This is a genomic window from Dietzia sp. B44 (assembly GCF_014145245.1).
GTDB lineage: Bacteria > Actinomycetota > Actinomycetes > Mycobacteriales > Mycobacteriaceae > Dietzia > Dietzia natronolimnaea.
In genome coordinates, this window is the sequence record NZ_JAALEF010000463.1 from 1 (window position 1) to 2,568 (window position 2,568).

General features: G+C 71.9%; 3 protein-coding genes. 2 read left to right on the top strand and 1 reads right to left on the bottom strand.

The genetic code is table 11. The features are described 5' to 3' along the window. Positions 1–208: 208 nt before the first annotated feature. Positions 209–679 (bottom strand): methylmalonyl-CoA epimerase, encoded by a 471-nt coding sequence (mce, locus tag G6017_RS14240; RefSeq protein WP_179525547.1) that lies wholly within the window; start codon positions 677–679, stop codon positions 209–211. Positions 680–755: 76 nt separating this feature from the next. Between mce and G6017_RS14245 the strand changes: the two genes are divergently transcribed. Together G6017_RS14245 and G6017_RS14250 are read left to right on the top strand one after the other, a co-directional pair. Next, positions 756–1,955 (top strand): acetyl-CoA C-acetyltransferase, encoded by a 1,200-nt coding sequence (locus G6017_RS14245; protein ID WP_182617949.1) that lies wholly within the window; start codon positions 756–758, stop codon positions 1,953–1,955. A gap of 35 nt (positions 1,956–1,990) precedes the next feature. Continuing rightward, positions 1,991–2,568 (top strand): thioredoxin domain-containing protein (locus G6017_RS14250; protein WP_347238018.1); only part of this gene is annotated, 578 nt, incomplete at its 3' end.

Here is a 2,568-nt window from a genome sequence, read left to right on the forward strand (position 1 = left end):
CGCCTCGGCGGCAGCCCGTTCGGCCCGCTCGACGGCGGCGTCGCGGTCGGCGCGGAGGAGCTCGACCTCGGCCTCCAGGCGCGTGAGGGTGGAGGTCACCTGCTCGCGGTCGAAGCCCTTGCGGACCACCGCGAAGGGGTCGGCGCCCGTGGTGGGCATGTGTGTGCTCGACATGGCCCCACCCTAGCGGGGAGGCCCCGCCCGGACCCTAGTGCGACCCGGCGGCCGGCTCGACCAGTTCCAGGAGCACGCCCCCGGCGTCCTTGGGGTGCACGAAGTTGATCCGTGAACCCGCCGTGCCTCTCTTCGGTTCCGGGTACAGCACCCGCACACCGCGTCCGGTGAGGTGCTCGGTGATGGCCTCGATGTCGGTCACCCTGACCGCCATCTGCTGGATGCCCGGGCCGTTGCGATCCAGGTACTTGGCGATGGTCGACGACTCGTCGAGTGGGGCGAGCACCTGGAGGAGGGCGCTTCCGTCCGGTCGGCCGGGCGACCCCAGCATGGCCTCACGTACTCCCTGCTCCTCGTTGACCTCCTCGTGGAGGTTCTCCATCCCGAGGTTGTCCCGGTACCAGGACACGGCGGCGTCGAAGTCGGGAACCGCCACTCCGACGTGGTCGATCGCCACGACGAGTTCGGCGGGGAGCAGGGGCTGGCCGGCTGGGGTAGTGGTCATGGGGACCACGGTAGTCGGTGACGGCAGACGGTAGTTTGGCGTGTACACGTACAGCCCCTCGAATGGAAGGTCCGCAATGTCCGCCGACTCCACCCGCACCGTCATCGTCTCCGGGGCCCGCACCCCGTTCGGCCGTCTCCAGGGCGGTCTGTCCTCCCTGTCCGCCCCCGAACTGGGCGGGATCGCCATCCGCGGGGCTCTCGAGCGCGGCGGCGTGCCCGCCGAGGCCGTCGATCAGGTGATCATGGGTCAGGTGCTGTCCGCCGGGAACGGGCAGATGCCCGCGCGTCAGGCGTCGCTGGCCGCCGGTATCCCCCAGCGGGTGGACGCGCTGAGCATCAACAAGATGTGCCTGTCCGGCCTGACGGCCATCGCGCTGGCGGACCAGGCGATCCGCGCCGGATACTCCGAGGTCGTCGTGGCGGGCGGCCAGGAGTCGATGTCCCAGGCGCCCCACCTGCTGCCCAAGAGCCGTGCCGGGTACAAGTACGGCTCCATCGAGGTCCTGGACCACATGGCCTACGACGGCCTGCACGACGTGCCCACCGACCAGCCGATGGGCGCGCTCACCGAAGCGCGCAACGCCGAGTTGGAGATCACCCGCGAGCACCAGGACGAGTTCGCGGCCGTCTCCCACCAGCGCGCCGCGGCCGCGTGGGCCGAGGGTCGGTTCGCGGACGAGGTGGTCCCCGTGACGGTGAAGGGCCGCAAGGGCGACACGGTCGTGGAGACCGACGAGGGTGTTCGCGCCGAGTCGACCGCCGAGTCGATGGGCAAGCTCAGGCCCGCGTTCGCGAAGGACGGGACCATCACCGCGGGATCCTCCTCCCAGATCTCCGACGGCGCCTCCGCCGTCATCGTCACCACCGCCGCCCGTGCGGAGGCCGAGGGGTGGCCGGTGCTGGCCGAGATCGTCGGCTACGGCACCGTCGCCGGCCCGGACTCGACCCTGCAGCACCAGCCCGCCGACGCGGTCCTCGACGCCTGTCGTCGTTCGGACGTCGAGGTCGACTCCATCGACCTGTTCGAGTTCAACGAGGCCTTCGCCTCGGTCGGTCTGCACTCGACCAAGGTCCTGGGCGTGAACCCCGACAACGTCAACGTCAACGGTGGCGCCATCTCGATCGGGCACCCGATCGGGGTGTCGGGCAACCGCGTCGTCCTGACCCTCGCACTGGAGCTGGCCCGCCGCGGCGGTGGCCTCGGGGCGGCGGCCCTCTGCGGCGGCGGCGGACAGGGTGACGCCCTGTTGATCCGCGTGCCCGCGACCAGCTGACACCCGATCGGACCGGCCGTGGCAGGATCGAAGGCGTGACGAGACCAGGTAACCGACCCCCGTCCGCCTCCGAGCAGAAGCTCGCGGCGTCCCTCGCCGGCGCCGTCGATCTCTCGGGGTTGAAGAAACGGGCGGAGGCGAAGCGGGACCCCGCCACCGCCGCCCGCGGAACCGGGCCCGGCTCCGGTCCGGTGACGCTCGTCGAGGTCGACGAGGCCACGTTCGAGCAGGAGGTCCTGGTCCGCTCGACGCAGGTCCCGGTCGTCGTCGAGCTCATGTCCCGGCGGGCGCCCACGGTACTGACCACCCTGCTCTCCTCACTGGCCGAGGAGGCGGGTGGTCAGTGGGTGCACGCGGTCGTCGACGTGGACGCAGCACCGGGGATCGCGCAGGCGTTCCAGGCACGGGCGGTCCCGACGGTCGTCGCCGTCGCGGCGGGGCGGCCGCTCGCGGACTTCGAGGGGGAACAACCCGAGGACGCCCTCCGGCAGTGGATCGCGGCCGTCCTCCAGGCCACCGAGGGCAAGCTGAGCGGGACGCCCGGGGCCGAGTCGGGCGGGGAGCCGGAGGAGGTCGCGGACACCGAGCGTGACGCGGCCGAGGACGCCCTCGC